At 69.3% G+C, this 349-nt stretch carries 1 protein-coding gene; it reads left to right on the top strand.

Annotated elements, in window-relative coordinates; translation table 11 throughout:
• The coding region (locus tag MOV80_RS23345) for an AMP-binding protein (protein ID WP_249605569.1) at nt 1-349 on the top strand (349 nt) is incomplete at both ends.

The following is a 349-nucleotide window of genomic DNA, read 5'->3' as shown; positions in this document are numbered from 1 at the left end:
ACTGGCCAGTCTGGAGCCCTGGTTCCAACAACGCGGCGATCAACGTCCCGAGCTGGTCAATATGTACGGCATCACCGAAACCACCGTGCACGTCACCCAGCGCGCCATCCGACAGGCCGATCTCGACGCTCGCCGGGGTCAGGTCATCGGCCCGCCGATTCCCGATCTGGCCTTCCATCTGCTGGACCGCTTCCTGCAGCCGGTGCCCGTCGGCGTGCCCGGCGAGATCTACGTCGGCGGCCCCGGCGTCGCTCGCGGCTACTGGAACCGCCCGGCGCTGACCGCCTCCCGCTTCCTGCCCAACCCCTTCGCCGCCGACGGCTCCCGCCTCTATCGCTCCGGCGATCTG

This window comes from Chromobacterium sp. IRSSSOUMB001, assembly GCF_023507765.1.
Classification (GTDB): domain Bacteria; phylum Pseudomonadota; class Gammaproteobacteria; order Burkholderiales; family Chromobacteriaceae; genus Chromobacterium; species Chromobacterium haemolyticum.
Note: the sequence above shows the minus strand (reverse complement) of the source record. Positions and strands in the feature narration are given on the sequence as shown.